Origin of the sequence: Kitasatospora sp. NPDC059722, from assembly GCF_042733235.1 — a bacterium.
GTDB lineage: Bacteria > Actinomycetota > Actinomycetes > Streptomycetales > Streptomycetaceae > Kitasatospora.
The window spans coordinates 26,266-40,772 of the sequence record NZ_JBHWGD010000008.1 but is presented as its reverse complement, the minus strand read 5'-3'; the positions used below and the strand labels follow the sequence as shown (position 1 = coordinate 40,772).

Sequence of the window (14,507 nt, the reverse complement as noted above, 5' to 3'; positions counted from 1 at the left end):
GACGCCACCGTTGTGAGCGTTAACACTACATTTCACGCCAGGCCGGAGCCCTGCGGATCCACTTCCCTCGGCACGAGGACCGCTCCCGGCCGGCTCCCGCTCGACCGCGCCCGGCCGCCCGGCTGCCGGGCGGCGCCGTGCCGGTCGCGGAACATCACTGGAGGAACTGTGCGGAAGCTTTCAGCGGGCCTCGTCGCCGCGGGTCTCGCCCTCTCCCTGGCAGCCTGTGGCCAGAGCGCCAACGGCGTCGGTGACGGCGCGGGCAAGGGCGACGCCAAGGGCGGTCTCGTCGGCATCGCCATGCCGACCAAGTCGTCGGAACGCTGGATCAACGACGGCGACAACATGGTCAAGGAGTTCCAGGCCAAGGGCTACAAGACCGACCTCCAGTACGGCGACAACGTGGTGGAGAACCAGGTCTCCCAGGTGGAGAACATGATCACCAAGGGCGCCAAGCTGCTCGTGATCGCCGCCATCGACGGCTCCTCGCTCACCAACGTGCTGCAGAAGGCCGCCGACGCGCACATCCCGGTCATCTCCTACGACCGGCTGATCCGCGGCACGAAGAACGTCGACTACTACGCGACCTTCGACAACTACAAGGTCGGCGTCCTCCAGGGCGGCTACATCGTCGACAAGCTCGGGCTCAAGGACGGCAAGGGCCCGTTCAACATCGAGCTGTTCGCGGGCTCGCCGGACGACAACAACGCCACGTTCTTCTTCAACGGCGCGATGAGCGTGCTCAAGCCGTACATCGACCAGAAGAAGCTGGTCGTGCAGAGCGGCCAGACCGACTTCAACCAGGTCGCCACGCTGCGCTGGGACGGCGGTCTCGCGCAGTCCAGGATGGACAACCTCCTGAGCAAGGCCTACACCTCCGCCCACCTCGACGCCGTGCTCTCGCCGTACGACGGCATCTCGATCGGCATCCTCTCCTCGCTCAAGGGCGTCGGCTACGGCACCGCCAAGTCCCTGCCCGTGGTCACGGGCCAGGACGCCGAGCTGGCCTCGGTGAAGTCGATCATCGCGGGCGAGCAGACCCAGACCGTCTACAAGGACACCCGCCAGCTGGCCAAGGCCGCCGCCCAGATGGGCGACGCGGTGCTGACCGGAGGGAAGCCCGAGGTCAACGACACCAGCCAGTACGACAACGGCGCCAAGACCGTCCCGGCGCAGCTGCTCCAGCCGGTGAGCGTCGACAAGGACAACTACCGGCAGGTCCTGGTGGACAGCGGTCAGTACACCGCCGACCAGCTGAAGTAGTCCGGCGGGCCCGCCCGGCGGGCCCGGCTCCCGACCGGCGGTGCGGGGCCGGAGAACCCGTGGCCACCGCACCGCCCCCGAACGATACGGAAGCACAACCATGGCTGGACCCGTTCTCGAAATGCGGTCGATCAGCAAGTCGTTCCCCGGCGTCAAGGCACTCTCCGAGGTCAACCTGGCCGTCGGCGCGGGCGAGGTGCACGCCGTCTGCGGCGAGAACGGCGCCGGCAAGTCCACCCTGATGAAGGTGCTCAGCGGCGTCTACCCGCACGGCGACTACGAGGGCGAGATCCTCTTCGAGGGCGAGCCCTGCCGGTTCAAGGACATCCGGGCCAGCGAGCAGCGCGGCATCGTCATCATCCACCAGGAACTGGCCCTGGTGCCGTACCTGTCCATCGCCGAGAACGTCTTCCTGGGCAACGAGCACGCCACCCGGGGCATCATCAGCTGGCACCGGACGCTCACCCACGCCGCCGACCTGCTGCGGCAGGTCGGCCTGGACGAGAGCCCGCACACCAGGGTCGCCGACCTCGGCGTGGGCAAGCAGCAGCTGGTCGAGATCGCCAAGGCCCTGGCCAAGAAGGTCAAGCTGCTCATCCTGGACGAGCCGACCGCCGCGCTCAACGACGAGGACAGCCGCAAGCTGCTCGACCTGATCCTCGAACTCAAGGCCCAGGGCATCTCCTGCATCATCATCTCGCACAAGCTGAACGAGATCGCCCGGGTCGCGGACGCCGTGACCATCCTGCGCGACGGGCGGACCATCGAGACCATCGGGATCGGCCCCGGGGGCATCTCCGAGGACCGGATCATCCGCGGCATGGTCGGCCGCGACCTGGAGCACCGCTACCCCGAGCGGACCCCCGACATCGGAGAGGTCGCCTTCGAGGTCGAGGACTGGAGCGTCCGGCACCCGATCGACCAGCAGCGGATGGTGGTGGACGGCGCCTCGCTGACCGTGCGGCGCGGTGAGATCGTCGGCATCGCCGGCCTGATGGGCGCCGGCCGCACCGAACTGGCGATGAGCGTCTTCGGCCGCTCGTACGGGCGGTGGGCCGCCGGCCGGGTACGGCTGCACGGCCGGGAGATCCGTACCCGGACGGTGCCCGAGGCGATCGCGCACGGCATCGCGTACGTCACCGAGGACCGCAAGCACTTCGGCCTCAACCTCATCGACGACATCAGCCGGAACATCTCGCTGAGCGCGCTCGGAAAGGTCTCCAGGAACGGCCGGGTCGACCGGCACGAGGAGGCGAAGGTCGCCGAATCGTTCCGGCGCACCATGAACATCAAGGCCCCGACGGTGTTCACCCGGACCGGCACGCTCAGCGGCGGCAACCAGCAGAAGGTCGTCCTCAGCAAGTGGATCTTCGCCGAGCCGGAGGTCCTCATCCTCGACGAGCCCACCCGGGGCATCGACATCGGTGCGAAGGCGGAGATCTACACCGTCATCGCCGAGCTGGCCGCCGAGGGCAAGGCCGTGCTCGTCATCTCGTCCGAACTCCCCGAACTCCTGGGCCTGTGCGACCGGATCTACACCATGGCCGAAGGCCGGATCACCGGTGAGGTGGCCCGGGCCGACGCCACCCAGGAATCCCTCATGCGGCTCATGACCATGAGCGCCGCATCCAGCAACGAGCAGGTGTGAGGCATGGCCCCGACCGAGATCATCCCGGATTCGTCCCCGAAGGCACCGCAGGCCGGTCCCGGCCCCTCCCTCGGCGGCGTGCTGGCCCGCGCGCTGCGCGGCAACGTGCGCCAGTACGGCATGCTGGTCGCCCTCGCGCTGATCGTGCTGCTGTTCCAGGTCTGGACGGACGGCATCCTGCTCCAGCCGCTCAACATCACCAACCTGATCCAGCAGAACGGCTACATCCTCATCCTGGCGATCGGGATGATGATCGTCATCATCGCCGGGCACATCGACCTCTCGGTCGGTTCGCTGGCCGCCTTCGTCGGGGCCGCGGCCGCGGTGATGATGGTCAAGCACCACGTGCCGTGGCCGGTGGCCATGCTGGCCGCGCTGGTGGTCGGCGCCCTCGCCGGCGCCTGGCAGGGCTTCTGGATCGCCTACCTCGGCATCCCGTCCTTCATCGTCACCCTGGCGGGCATGCTGCTGTTCCGCGGCGGCACCCAGATCCTGCTGCAGGGCCAGTCGGTCGCGCCGTTCCCCAAGGGCTTCCAGAGCATCAGCAGCGGCTTCCTCCCCGAGGTCGGCCCGCACACCAACTACCACAACCTCACCCTGCTGCTGGGCCTCGCGGTACTGGCCGTCGCCGTCCTCCAGGAGGTGCGCGGCCGCCGCCAGACCGCCTCGTACGGGCTGGAGGTGCTTCCGCTCGGGCTGTTCCTGGCCAAGCTCGCCGTGATCACGGCGGCCGTGCTCGTGTTCACCTTGCTACTGGCCAGCTACCACGGTGTGCCGATCGTCCTGCTGATCCTCGGCGCCCTGCTGGTCGGTTTCGGCTACCTGATGCGCAACTCGATCATCGGGCGGCACACCTACGCCATCGGCGGCAACGAGGCCGCGGCCAAGCTGTCCGGGGTGAAGAGCAAGCGGGTCGTCTTCCTCGCCTTCACCAACATGGGCGTCCTCGCGGCGCTCGCCGGGCTGGTCTTCGCCGCGCGGCTCAACGCCGGCACCCCGCAGGCCGGCATCAACTTCGAGTTGGAGGCGATCGCCGCCGCCTTCATCGGCGGCGCCTCCGCCAGCGGCGGCGTGGGCACCGTGATGGGCGCGATCATCGGCGGCCTGGTGCTCGGCGTGCTGAACAACGGCATGTCGCTGGTCGGTGTCGGCACCGACTACCAGCAGGTGATCAAGGGCCTGGTGCTGCTCGCGGCGGTGGGCTTCGACGTCTACAACAAGCGCCGGGCCGGTTCCTGACCCGGGCCGGGGGCGAGAGGGCGGGCGCGGTGTTCCCACACCGCGCCCGCCCTGCCACGTGTCCGTAACGCGGCGGGAACGTGGCAGGTCGGGCCCCGGTGCAGACTGGCTCCGGATCCGCACGGGAGAGAGTTCCGGATCCGCGCAGGAGAGAGGCAGACCAGGGTGATCGCTGCTGAGCAGGGAAACCTGCCCGCCCCCTTCACCGGCTTCGTGGGCAGGCATCGGGAGATCGACGAGATCCGCCGTCTGCTGGACACCCGGCGGTTGGTCACGCTCACGGGCATGGGCGGTGTGGGCAAGACGCGGCTGGCACTGGAGGTGTCCGCCACGGTCCGTGCGGCCTTCCCGGACGGGGTCTGGCTGGTGGACCTCGCTCCGGTGAACGGTGCCTCCGCCGTGGCGGCCGTGGCGTCGAGCGCGCTGCGGGTACCCGACCTCGGCGCCCTGCCCGCACTGGACCGGCTCGCCGGCTACCTGGCCGAACGGCGGGCCCTGCTGGTGCTCGACAACTGCGAGCACCTCATCGACTCCTGCGCCGAGCTGGCCACCACACTCCTGGCCGCCGCTCCCGAACTGCGCATCCTCGCCACCAGCCGGCACACCCTGGACGTCCGGGGCGAGCAGGTGTTCGCGCTCACACCGCTCCCGGAGGACGAGGCGGTGGAACTCCTGCGGGACCGCGCCACCGCCGTCCGACCGGACTTCCGAGTCGACGAGGCCGACCGCCCCGCGCTCGCCCGCCTGTGCGCGGACCTGGACGGGCTGCCACTGGCGATCGAACTGGCCGCGTCCCGCCTGCGCACGCTCACCGTCGGACAGCTGACGGACCGGCTGGAGAACCGCTTCGCGCTGCTCACCGGCGGCAGCCGGACCGGCCCCGCCCACCACCGCACCCTGCGCGGAGTGATCGACTGGAGCCACGAGCTGTGCACCCCGGCCGAGCGGCTGCTGTGGGACCGGCTGACCGTCTTCGCCGGCGGGTTCAGCCTGGAGGCCGCCGAGGTCGTCTGCTCCGGCGACGGCATCGCTGAGGCCGAGGTGCTGGACCTCCTTGACCGGCTGGTCGCCCAGTCCGTCGTCCTGACCTACGAGCGCGACGGCCTGCCGCGCTACCGGCTGCTGTCGACCATCCGGGAGTACGGCCGCGAGCGGCTCGCGGAGTCCGGCGAGCAGGACGAACTGCGCTGCCGGCACCGCGACTTCTTCCTCGCCCTCGCCCGCGACGTCGACCGGACGTGGTACGGGCCGGGCCAGGCCGAGAAGCTGGCCAGGCTGCGCGCCGAGCACACCAACCTGCTCGCCGCCCTCGACCACGACGGAGATCCGCGGCCCCGGTTCGCCCTGGTCGCCGCCCTGTGCTGGCACTGGTGCACCGGCGGCTTCCTCAGCGAGGGGCGCCGCCAGTTCGAGCGGGCCCTCGCCGCCTCCGCCGAGCCCAGCCACGAGCGGGCCCGCGCGCTCCTCTCCGCCGTCTGGGTGGCGCAGACCCAGGGCGACCTGGCGACGGCCGACCGCTGGCTGGACGAAGCCGACGCGCTGGGCGCGTCCTTGGACGACCCGTGGGCCCGGAACCAGGCGAGCGGCCTGCGCGGGGTCTCGGCCCACTACCGGGGGCGGCCGGACGAGAGCATCTGCCGGTACGAGCGGGCTCGGACCACCGCGACGGAGCTGGGCGACGAGCGCGAGGCCGCCTCCTGGCTGATCGCGCTGGCGGGTGTCCAGGCGTACGCCGACGACCCCCGGGCAGCGGAGACCGGGGGTCTGGTCATCACCGCCGCCGAGGCGAGCGGTGAGCGGTGGGGGCGGGCCCAGGTGCAGATGGCCCTCGGCCACCACGCCTGGGACCGCGGCGACCGGGAGCGGACCGAGGCCCTGGTCAGGGCCGCGCTGGAGAGCATGCGGGGTTTCCACGACCACGCGATGCTCGCCAGGATGCTGGAGCTGCTCGCCTGGGCCGCTGCCGCCGGCGGCACCCCCGAGCGGGCTGCCCGGCTGCTCGGGGCGGCGGACGCCCGGTGGCGCGACGCCGGCAGCTCGATCGCGGCCTTCGGACCGCAGCTGGCCGAACAGCACGCGCGGTGCGAGCGGGCCCTGATCGATGCGCTGGGCGAAGCGCCGTACGCGAAGGCCTTCGCCGACGGCGGCGCGCACAGCACCCCCTGCCAGGCGGTCGGCTTCGCCCTGGCCACCGCCGACACCGACGGCGGCACCGAGCCCGGGGACGACGCCCCGACCGTCCCCGAGGCACCGGGCCACCGGGGGCCGGGCAGCGGCGCGCTCCGCTTCGGCGACCTGGTGTACTGCCCCGCGTCACTCGAGGTGTACCGGGACGGAGAGCGCGTCCACCTCACCACCACCGAGCTGAAGCTGTGGCGCGAGTTCGTCGCCTCCCCCGGTACGGTGCTCACCCGGGAGATCCTGCTGGAGCGGGCCTGGGGCTACGCCTGGTCCGGTGACACCCACGTGGTGGACGTCCAGGTGATGCGGCTGCGCGCCAAGATCGGCCGCGACCGCATCGAAACGGTCCGCGGCTTCGGCTACAAGCTGCGCGGCTGAACGCGGCTGAGCTACGCGTCCGGCGCCAGGAGTTCGGTCACCAATCCGACCGCCGCCAGGCGCCGCCCCAGGTCGGACAGTTGCTCCGGCGCGTCGTCGAGGAGCAGGAGCAGGGCCGGCTCACCATCGGCAGCGGCGACGTCCGCGTGGCCGGCGAGGATGCCCATGAGGACGCCCAGGGCCGCCGGTTCGTCGGCCAGGAGAGCACCGGCCTCCCGGACGACGACGGTCGCCGGCGCAGGCGCCCCGCCGGTCGTGCCGGCCCTCGACACCACGTCCCGCAGGCAGTCGTAGAAGGCGTCCCAGTTGCAGCGGAAGTAGCCCGGGAAGCCGAGTGCGGCCGCCCATTCGGCGAACATGCCCTGACTGGTGCGGCAACGGGAGCCGTCGACGGACCTCCACGTCGCACTGGACGGCTCGTGATCCGTCAGCGATCGGATCCAGACTGCGGTGTCGGTCATCCCATCATCTCTCTCTGGTACGGCGGGGCAGTGGTGCAGTGGTGCAGTGGTGCGGTGCGGCGGGGAGGTGCGGCGGGGAGGTGCGGCGGGGAGGTGCGGCGGGGGGGGGGGGGGGGGGGGGCCCCGCCCCCCCCCCCCCCCGCCCCCCCCCCCCCCTCCCCTGTTGGCCGGAGGGCCTACCAGCGGCCCAGGTAGTGGAACGTGTTGTAGTGGTCGAACGTCACGTAGACGTTGCCGCTGTTCGGGTTGCGGACGATCCGCCGGGCGTTGCGGCCCCCCGGGGGGTTCGCCTGCGTGTAGACGTCCATGTCGTATTCCACGTAGGGGGCCCTGTTCGCGGACTGGCCGTACCCCTGGGTGGCCCAAGCCTGCGCGCCACCGACGCCATGCGCTCGCTCCTCGGCCGTGAGGTTGCCGCCGTAGTCGTTGAACGTGCCGCCGTAGTAGATGAACCGGTCCGCGCTGTAGTTCGGCTCGAAGTACGCGTACCACGTGCCGCCGTAAACCTGGGCGGGCCACCCGTGACCCCACTGCGGGGAGAGGTCACGGTAGCCGAACGTGGTGTTGCCCCAGTCGATGTTGTAGTTGGCCCAGAACGCCGTCGCGCTGTTGGCGTCCTGCCAGTCCCCCCAGTTCACGCCGTTCGGAGGGTTGCGTTCCTGCCAGCAGTTCTGCGGGCAGTAGACCGGCTGCGGCACGACCGCGTTCGCGGTCGAGACGGCACCGCCCATGAGGGCGAGCACCATACCTGCGACGATCATGGCGCGGCGGCGCTTCGAGGTGCCGGGCTTCTTCGGGCGTCCCGCGTCGGGCGCGGGTGCCGGGTCAAGAGCGGTGGACAACACGTGCTCCTTGGCTGTTCGGGGTGACCGGGGGCCATTCGCCCCGGTGCCCCCAAGGAGATCGGTCGCCCGTATCAGTGGGTTCTCGGTCGGATCACAGCCGCCCGGCGGGCGGAACTGACACCCGGTCGTGAGAAATGTGGTCGCGAGAAAGCCGGAGGGGTGCCTCTCGGGAGAGGCACCCCTCGGTGGACGGTCGTTCGGGTGTTCAGTGAGCGGGGATTCAGCGGGCCAGGAGCACCAGGACCAGCACGACCAGCGCCGGCACGGTCTGCACGAAGAGGATCTTCCGGGAGGACGTCACGGCGCCGAACACGCCGGCGACGGCGACGCAGGACGCGAAGAACACCCGCACCTGGAACCCGACCGGGTCGCCGGCGAAGGCGCCCCAGAGCAGTCCGGCCGCCAGGAAGCCGTTGTACAGGCCCTGGTTGGCGGCCATCGCCTTGGTCGAGACCGCGAACTCCTCGGTCGTCCCGAAGGAGGCCCGGGCCCGGGGAGTGGTCCACAGGAACATCTCCAGGACCAGGATGTAGACGTGCAGGAGGGCGAGCGCGACAACCGCAATCACGGCAACTGTGGACATACCGGGCATCCTACGCTGCCGCGGCGAGCACCTGACCGGCTGCGAGGCGAACGCGCCCCCGCAGTCAAAAGTGACGCACAATCAGGTCGATGAGGGCCCATCAATTACCCTGATACTGAAGCACCTTGGTCTTCGTGGCCGAGTGCTCTCCGGTCGTACTCCACCTGGTGCTCCCGGATCGCGTCCGTGTGGGCGACGGTCCAGGCGTACAACTCGCCGAACGGTTCCCGCAGGGACTCCCCGAGTGGTGTCAGCGAGTACTCGACCCCGACCGGCGAGGTCGGCAGCACGCGGCGCGTGATCATCCCGTTGCGCTCCAGCCGGCGCAGGGTCTGGGTCAGGACCCGCTGGGTCACGCCGTCGATGCGGCGCTTGATCTCGTTGAACCGTCTGGGCTCGTCGAGGACCGCCATGACCGTCATCGACCACTTGTCGGTGAGCTGGTCGAGGATCGCGCGGCAGGCGCCGTCGGAGCGGTAAACGGGTCGTTCGGTGGTCATGGTCCCCCAACGTTCACGGGACACCGCAGCAGCCTTGCACAAAGCGCGGGTGTGCAAGGCTGCGCGTGATGTGCGTGATGTGCGTGATACGCAAGATGCACCCGATGCGCGCGATGCACCTGATGTGACCATGATGTTCGCGATAACAAAGTGCTGTCAATCCCAGCGCCCGGAGTCCCCCTCACCCGGGTGCACGCCGGCTACGCGACGGCCGGCAGCGGGTCCGGCAGGGCGAACAGCAGGTCGTGCAGCGGCCGGCCGGTGCCGTGCCAGATGGACAGCGCGTAGACACTGATCGGGAAGTCGACCCAGCGCGAAGGCGGCCACACCGTGCCGCGCACGATGGTTCCCTGGTTGCTCGCGTCGAGACCCGACGGCACGTCACCGGACTCGACGAGCAGGTCCCACCCCCGCCTCGGGACGGCGAACTCCGCCTCGGCGAGGTCACCGCGCAGACTCGCGCGCAGGATCGTCGTCGCCGCGATGTCGAGCGTCAGCGCGCTGTCGACCAGAGCCCGGTCGACCTCGTGCCCGGAGCCGGCCAGCCAGGCGCACAGGTGGTCGACCGCCGCGTCGAGCAGGTCCGCGGTGGCGCGTTCGGTGCGGACGGCGCGGCACAACAGCGCCTGGTAGTGCACCTCTTCGGGCACGACGGCCTGGCTGCCGATGATCGTCTTGAGCAGCGCCACGTCCAGGACGGACGGATCCCGGTAGACCGCGGAGACGTCGCGGGCGACGGCGCGCATGAACGGGTCGGCACAGTGCTCCAGCATGAACGTCCAGAGTTGCTGGCACAGTTCGACCATGCGAACGCCCGTGGTCGAGTGCAGGACGCGCAACGCGCAGCGCAGCAGGATCTTCTGGAACAGCGTCATGGACACCCGGAACTCCATGCCCCGCACCCACTCCTCGGTGGTCATCGCGGAGTGTCCGATGACGACGTCGGCGACGAGTTCGGGGTTGGTGATGTCGGCGGGCATCCAGCGCGTCTTCAGCTGCTGCTCGTCCTTGAAGGCCTCGCGTGAGTAGTCGGTGTTGTTGAGCAGCAGCAGGGGGTAGATCACTGGCGATCCGCCGGCGCTCAGCACCTCCTCGATGCCGTCGAGGTACGTGGCGAACGTCTCGCCGGGCAGGCCCCAGATCAGGTCGGTGTAGGTGGGGATGTCGAGTTCGCGGAAGCGGGACAGCAGCCGGCGGTAGTGGTTGGTGCGGATGTTGGCCCGGTTGGCGATCTTCAGCACGTCGGCGTCGAAGGACTGGGCGGACAGCGTGATCGCACCGGTCAGGTCGGCGGCGTGCAGCATGCTCGCGATCTCGACGATCCGGTCGTTGCTGTTCTTCGCCCAGTTTGTGCTGATGATCAGCCGCTTGTCGTAGCGCTCGCAGAGTTCGACGATGCGCTCGGCGATCTCCCGGTCGCGGGCCAGAATGCCGAAGTTCGCGTCCGCGATGAACAGCGTCGCGTCCACGGGCATCAGCCGGATCAGCCGGTCCAGCTCCGCGAAGATCCGTTCCAGGTCGAACTGGCGGACCTTGGAGTTGGTCGCGCCGCCCCAGTAGCAGAACGCGCAGCCGTACGGGCAGCCGCGGTTGGTCTCGTAGACGATCATGGACGAGCCGGTGATCTCCTCGTCGGAGTAGACCGGCGTGAGGATCGGCGAGACGACCTGTTCGAGGTCGGTGATGCGGTCCGCGTCCAGGTTGGTGACGACGGCGCCGTCGGACCAGTAGCTGATGCCGGGCACCGCGGCGAGGTCCCCGTCGGTCAGGAAGGTGTGCAGCAGGTCGCGGAAGCGCAGTTCGCCCTCGCCGTGCACCAGCACGTCCAGCCAGGGCGCCTCGGCGAACAGGGGCTCCTGCTGGTAGCTGACGTCGTTGCCGCCGACCACGACGCGGCAGTCCGGCCAGCGTTCCTTCACCTGGCGGGCGAGCTCCAGGGACTGGGCGCGGTTCCAGAAGAACACGGTCAGCGCGACGACGAACGGCTCGTCCCAGGTGTCGAGCAGTTCCTTCGTCGCCTGCTCACCGCCGCTCTGCTCGCGCACGCTGATCCGGAAGTCGCAGGCCGCGTCGAGGGCGGGGTCGGCCATCGCGGTCGCCTTTAGGTACCCGAGGGTGACGCTGTACCGGACCCCCTGCATGGCGGTGAACTCGACGAGCTGGACGGATCTCCGCCGGTCGGGCGCCGGCTGCCCGCCGGCGTCGGCAGCAGCGTGTGTGTCGATGGTGGAGGTCATGGCTACACATCCATAGAAGTCGTTCATGATGGACATTGCGCGCCGGAACGACCCGCTCGTGCGCCCATGGAGACCACACCCGTGTTCCTCCGCCGTTCACGTCGGCGTAAGGCCACGGCCGCATAAGCCGCCAGCGGATGCCAACATTTCCAGCCCCGAATAGCGACGTCAATAACGCACTCCCAGCACCGTAGGTATCTCCGAGGATACCGGGGGATTTGAGCTTTATTTGAGCCCCGATCCCGAATGCTGGTCGTTATTGACGACCCTGGTGGCCCGATGTAGCGTCAGCGGCGAAACACCCGGTGGCGTGCCGACTGGCCCCGGAGTGATCGGGTGACGAACCCCCGAGATTCATCTGGTGGAAATCCGGCTGCTATAGGGAGTGTGGTATCGGTGCGCTTCGGGCTTTCTTTTCTCCCCGACTGTACGCCGGAGACGAAATCTCCGCAGGACTATTTCAGCGACGCGCTGGAGTTGTCGGTCCGGGCGGAGGCGGGCGGTCTGGATTCGGTGAAGATGACCGAGCACTATCTCCACCACTACGGCGGCTACTGCCCCAGCCCGCTGGGCTTCCTGTCCGCGGTGGCCGCCCGGACGGACACGGTCAGGCTCATCACTGGGTGCGTCCTCCCGGTCTTCCACCACCCCATCCAGCTGGCGGCGGACGCCGCCCAGCTGGACGCGATCAGCGGCGGCCGGCTCGACGTAGGATTCGCCCGGGCGTACCTGCCGGACGAGTTCGACTCGCTCGGCGTACCGATGGACGAGAGCGTCGACCGCTACCGCGAGACCATCCGCGCGGTGCGGCGGATCTGGACCGAAGAGAAGGTCAGCGAAGAGACGCCCTTCTTCTCCTACCGCGACGTGACCGGCCGGCCCCGGCCCACCCAGCAGCCGCATCCGCCGATGTGGGGCGCCGCGGTGCGCACGCCGGAGAGCTTCACCTGGCTGGGCACCGAGGGGCTGGGGCTGCTGATCACGCCGATGATCTCGCCGCACGAGTTCCGCGACCAGCTGACCCTCTACCGCGACGCCTTCGAGGCGGCGCACGGCGCCTCCGGGCTGCGGCCCCGGGTCGCGGCCAGCCTGCCGCTGGTGGTCGCGGAGACCGACGAGCGTGCGGAGGAGATCGCCGAGACCTACCTGCGGCGCTACCTGGACGTCTGGGCGGAGGCCGTGAGCCCGTGGGACCGGCGGGAGTCCTCGGCCTACCGCGGCTACTCCGGCTTCGGCTGGATGCTGCGCGGGCTGCAGCCCTCCAAGCTCTACACCGAAGGCGGCGCGATCGCCGGCTCGCCGGCCACGGTCATCGACCGCATCCGCGCCTTCAACGACCACATCGGCGGCGTCGACGAGATCCTCTGGCAGATCGATTTCGGCGCGATGCCGCTCCCCGAAGCTCGGCAGACCCTGGAGCTCTTCTGTGACCAGGTTCTGCCGGAGGTGAAAGCACTCTGACCGTCGGTGCCGGCCCGCATTGTGGGAGCGGGCCGGCACCGGCCCCGAGGCCGCGTCGTGCGCGGCTGAGTCTGCTGCCGTGCCCCCGAGTAGGACGGCTGCGATGACGGCAGGGGGTGCGGCCCCGCCGTCGGCGGGGCGTGACCGCCTCCGGGTGGGATCAGCTTTCGGCGAGGATGTGGGACAGCTCCCGGTCGAGGTCGAAGTGGCGGTGTTCGGTGCCGGGGGGCACCGCGGCGTCCGTCCGCTTGAGGAACGACTCAAGCGCCCGGGCAGGGGCCTCCAGCAGGGCTTCTCCTTCCGGAGAGCTCAGCGCGATGCAGACCACCCCTTGCCCGTGGCTGCGCGACGGCCACACCCGGACGTCGCCGGTACCGGTGGGTCGGTGCAGCCCCTCCGCGAGGAGATCTCGGGCGAACACCCACTCCACGGTCTCGTCGGCGCCCGTGTGGAACGTGGCGTGCACGGCGTAGGGGTCGGCGGTGTCGTAGCGCAGGCCCGCGGGGACGGGCAGTGAGGACTCGCTGGACACGATGAGGCGCAGGTGCAGCTCGCAGCTGACCGTGGTGTTCATAAGCGCCATGGCCTTTCGCTCAGTGTGCGCTCGGGGAATCGCACGTCGGCGAACGGACCATCCCACCTCCAAGCCCGATGTAAACCCCTCTGTCCCGATTCGGGGCCGAGTCGTACCCCTTACGGCGCATTGCGGAATCTTCCCCGAGTGCCCCTGCCCGGCATTACCGGGCCGCTTCTCGGTTACTTTCCTGGCATGACTGTGCGAAACGACAAGACCGGCGGGAACACGGGAACGGGTGAATCGATCATGTCGAACGGCACGGCCGGCGGGACGGCCCCCGAGGGTGGCCGGGCATCCGGCTCGCGGGCGCCCGCGTTCATCCGCCGTTCCCGTCCGCTCCACCTCGCCTGGCGGGCGGTGATCTTCCTGGTCGGCCTCACCGTCGTCGTCCTCGGCGTGGTCATGCTGCCGCTGCCCGGTCCCGGCTGGGTTGTGATCTTCCTGGGCATGGGGGTGTGGGCCACCGAGTTCGCCTGGGCCCAACTGGCCCTGCGGTGGACCCGCCGCAAGGTCAACGAGGCCGCCCGGCGCGCCCTGGACCCGCGGGTCCGCCGGCGGAACCTGACGCTCACCGCCCTCGGCCTGGCCGCGCTCGTCGGGGTCGGCGGCTGGTACTTCGCGCGCTACGGCCTGACCGTCCCCTGGACGGCGGACGAGAGCTGAGCCGATCCGGGGAGCGGCCCCCGCCGGGCGGCGTGTTCGGACCACCCTCCGGGATGCGGTAATGTTTTCCCTGCACCCGGGCGATTAGCTCAGCGGGAGAGCACTTCGTTCACACCGAAGGGGTCACTGGTTCGATCCCAGTATCGCCCACCGGAATGCATTGTGATATGTGAGGCCCAGCCGATTATCGGCTGGGCCTCACATGTATTTCCGGAATCCCGCCGGAAGTGCCCGCGCGAATGCACCTGAGCCCCAGTCACCTTCCGCGCGGAGCACCGGTTCTGCGGTTCGGCCAGGCCGGCCCCGGAAGGGGCGAGTTGTACGACCGGCTCCAAATGGTGCTACAGTTCTTCTCGTTGCCCGGGCGATTAGCTCAGCGGGAGAGCACTTCGTTCACACCGAAGGGGTCACTGGTTCGATCCCAGTATCGCCCACCGGACAGCACGCAGGCCCTGATCGGGATACCGGTCA

Annotated in this window: 12 protein-coding genes and 2 tRNA genes; 8 read left to right on the top strand and 6 right to left on the bottom strand. The window is 69.7% G+C overall.

The window, feature by feature from the left end; genetic code table 11:
• Positions 1-168: 168 nt before the first annotated feature.
• The 4 genes from chvE to ACFV4F_RS07125 all read left to right on the top strand — a co-directional run bounded on the left by chvE (position 169) and on the right by ACFV4F_RS07125 (position 6,709).
• Positions 169-1,263, top strand: coding sequence for a multiple monosaccharide ABC transporter substrate-binding protein (gene chvE, locus ACFV4F_RS07140; RefSeq protein ID WP_380438056.1), 1,095 nt, complete (start codon positions 169-171; stop codon positions 1,261-1,263).
• 100 nt (positions 1,264-1,363) lie between these two features.
• On the top strand, positions 1,364-2,911 hold the full coding sequence (gene mmsA, locus ACFV4F_RS07135) for a multiple monosaccharide ABC transporter ATP-binding protein (protein WP_380438054.1): 1,548 nt from the start codon (positions 1,364-1,366) through the stop codon (positions 2,909-2,911).
• Between the two features lie 3 nt (positions 2,912-2,914).
• Positions 2,915-4,150 carry a multiple monosaccharide ABC transporter permease gene (gene mmsB / locus ACFV4F_RS07130; RefSeq protein ID WP_380438052.1) on the top strand — a complete coding sequence of 412 codons (1,236 nt, stop codon included), beginning with the start codon at positions 2,915-2,917 and terminating at the stop codon, positions 4,148-4,150.
• 165 nt (positions 4,151-4,315) lie between these two features.
• The gene (locus ACFV4F_RS07125; protein ID WP_380500709.1) at positions 4,316-6,709 is read left to right on the top strand and encodes an ATP-binding protein; all 2,394 of its coding nucleotides are present in this window, start codon (positions 4,316-4,318) and stop codon (positions 6,707-6,709) included.
• 11 nt (positions 6,710-6,720) lie between these two features.
• Here ACFV4F_RS07125 and ACFV4F_RS07120 read toward each other — a convergent pair whose 3' ends face one another.
• The 5 genes from ACFV4F_RS07120 to ACFV4F_RS07100 all read right to left on the bottom strand — a co-directional run bounded on the left by ACFV4F_RS07120 (position 6,721) and on the right by ACFV4F_RS07100 (position 11,335).
• On the bottom strand, positions 6,721-7,170 hold the full coding sequence (locus tag ACFV4F_RS07120) for a barstar family protein (protein WP_380500708.1): 450 nt from the start codon (positions 7,168-7,170) through the stop codon (positions 6,721-6,723).
• A 176-nt stretch (positions 7,171-7,346) separates the two neighbouring features.
• Positions 7,347-8,012: a hypothetical protein gene (locus ACFV4F_RS07115; protein ID WP_380438046.1), complete on the bottom strand. Its 666-nt coding sequence runs from the start codon at positions 8,010-8,012 to the stop codon at positions 7,347-7,349.
• A 223-nt stretch (positions 8,013-8,235) separates the two neighbouring features.
• On the bottom strand, positions 8,236-8,598 hold the full coding sequence (locus ACFV4F_RS07110; RefSeq protein WP_380438044.1) for a DUF1304 domain-containing protein: 363 nt from the start codon (positions 8,596-8,598) through the stop codon (positions 8,236-8,238).
• Between the two features lie 104 nt (positions 8,599-8,702).
• Positions 8,703-9,098: a winged helix-turn-helix transcriptional regulator gene (locus tag ACFV4F_RS07105; RefSeq protein ID WP_380438042.1), complete on the bottom strand. Its 396-nt coding sequence runs from the start codon at positions 9,096-9,098 to the stop codon at positions 8,703-8,705.
• A 200-nt stretch (positions 9,099-9,298) separates the two neighbouring features.
• Entirely contained in the window at positions 9,299-11,335 is a 2,037-nt protein-coding gene (locus ACFV4F_RS07100; protein WP_380438040.1) for a radical SAM protein, read from the bottom strand.
• Between the two features lie 336 nt (positions 11,336-11,671).
• Between ACFV4F_RS07100 and ACFV4F_RS07095 the strand changes: the two genes are divergently transcribed.
• Entirely contained in the window at positions 11,672-12,796 is a 1,125-nt protein-coding gene (locus tag ACFV4F_RS07095; RefSeq protein WP_380438038.1) for an LLM class flavin-dependent oxidoreductase, read from the top strand.
• Positions 12,797-12,956: 160 nt separating this feature from the next.
• Here the strand turns inward: ACFV4F_RS07095 and ACFV4F_RS07090 are convergent, their stop codons facing one another.
• A complete protein-coding gene (locus tag ACFV4F_RS07090) occupies positions 12,957-13,370 on the bottom strand; it encodes an SsgA family sporulation/cell division regulator (protein WP_030056266.1) in 414 nt (137 codons plus the stop codon).
• 195 nt (positions 13,371-13,565) lie between these two features.
• On the opposite strand from ACFV4F_RS07090, the gene ACFV4F_RS07085 reads away from it, so the two are divergent.
• From ACFV4F_RS07085 to ACFV4F_RS07075, 3 genes are all read left to right on the top strand, one after another.
• Positions 13,566-14,036, top strand: a complete 471-nt coding sequence (locus tag ACFV4F_RS07085) for a TIGR02611 family protein (protein ID WP_380500707.1) — start codon at positions 13,566-13,568, stop codon at positions 14,034-14,036.
• A 78-nt stretch (positions 14,037-14,114) separates the two neighbouring features.
• Positions 14,115-14,186, top strand: a tRNA-Val gene (locus ACFV4F_RS07080).
• Between the two features lie 212 nt (positions 14,187-14,398).
• Positions 14,399-14,470: transfer RNA gene (locus tag ACFV4F_RS07075), tRNA-Val, on the top strand.
• Positions 14,471-14,507 lie beyond the last annotated feature (37 nt).

Bases quoted from the DNA above. Each gene is read 5' to 3' on its own strand.
- mmsA (WP_380438054.1), top strand. From the start codon at position 1,364: ATGGCTGGACCCGTTCTCGAAATGCGGTCGATCAGCAAGTCGTTCCCC.
- ACFV4F_RS07120 (WP_380500708.1), bottom strand. From the start codon at position 7,170: ATGACCGACACCGCAGTCTGGATCCGATCGCTGACGGATCACGAGCCG.
- ACFV4F_RS07110 (WP_380438044.1), bottom strand. From the start codon at position 8,598: ATGTCCACAGTTGCCGTGATTGCGGTTGTCGCGCTCGCCCTCCTGCAC.
- ACFV4F_RS07105 (WP_380438042.1), bottom strand. From the start codon at position 9,098: ATGACCACCGAACGACCCGTTTACCGCTCCGACGGCGCCTGCCGCGCG.
- ACFV4F_RS07090 (WP_030056266.1), bottom strand. From the start codon at position 13,370: ATGAACACCACGGTCAGCTGCGAGCTGCACCTGCGCCTCATCGTGTCC.
- ACFV4F_RS07100 (WP_380438040.1), bottom strand. From the start codon at position 11,335: ATGACCTCCACCATCGACACACACGCTGCTGCCGACGCCGGCGGGCAG.
- mmsB (WP_380438052.1), top strand. From the start codon at position 2,915: ATGGCCCCGACCGAGATCATCCCGGATTCGTCCCCGAAGGCACCGCAG.
- ACFV4F_RS07085 (WP_380500707.1), top strand. From the start codon at position 13,566: ATGACTGTGCGAAACGACAAGACCGGCGGGAACACGGGAACGGGTGAA.